This window comes from Pelistega suis, from assembly GCF_013133795.1.
GTDB classification, from domain to species: domain Bacteria; phylum Pseudomonadota; class Gammaproteobacteria; order Burkholderiales; family Burkholderiaceae_B; genus Taylorella; species Taylorella suis.
Window position 1 is genome coordinate 1 of sequence record NZ_JABGBN010000023.1, and the last position, 875, is coordinate 875.

1 protein-coding gene is annotated in these 875 nt (G+C 38.9%); it reads right to left on the reverse strand.

The annotated features are described in order from the left end of the window. Window positions 1–359: 359 nt before the first annotated feature. Window positions 360–875 (reverse strand): hypothetical protein (locus HKX39_RS10575; protein WP_216605104.1); only part of this gene is annotated, 516 nt, incomplete at its 5' end.

Sequence of the window (875 nt, forward strand, 5' to 3'; positions counted from 1 at the left end):
CACTCATCAAAGCGGATAGTGTCATAGCAAAGAAAACACTTGATAGTGAAACTATTATTCGGCAGACATAGGGTAAAGCCTTTATCATTACTACCTCCTTGAATCATCCTCTTTAAGATTGTAAATATATCTAAAAAAGCTGCCTCCGATAAAATCTCCCATAAGTACTAACCAAAATCCTTTCTTAATGTTCAGTATTAAAATATTCTTCTGAATCATCAGAAAATTAGAAAATACATAGTCAATACCTTTTTCTCGAGAAAGGTAAAGAAGAATGGATATCTCGGATAAAACTACTGCGAATAAAAATAACATTGCACATCGTCGAAGAATACGAAATGCTATAACCATGGGAGACATTACCTACTTTCCTTTTGATTCATAAAGAGCATTTTGTAAATATCAGGAAACTTTTGAAGCATCTCTGGAGTGTAAATTTTCAATATAGGATTCGGTAGTTTTTCTCCTGCCACACCCCCAAGAACGGATAACGCTGTGTCCTGAGGTATATTTCCCTTGACAGCAAAACTCGTGGCAGCCCCCATTCCAGCATTCACAATAAGCGTTTTGCCCAAGGGCATTCCCGTTGTCATAGCTGAAGTTATTCCCGTACTTATAAACTCTATCCAGTTAAACGGTTGACCTACTACAAATTGAGCTGTGGCATTAGCAGTCAATCCACTTGCTGTATTAAGAACCACAGGATTACCTAATACATTCGTTACAACTGGTGATTTTATCGTAACTAGCGAACCGGCAAGAACCATGCCGTCCTTCACGCCACGTGCTATCTGTATTTCTGGACGAGCATTCCAAGCATTCTGCTGTTGCAAATACGTTATCACCCCTTGGGTAGGACGGTCAATTTTAGCCAT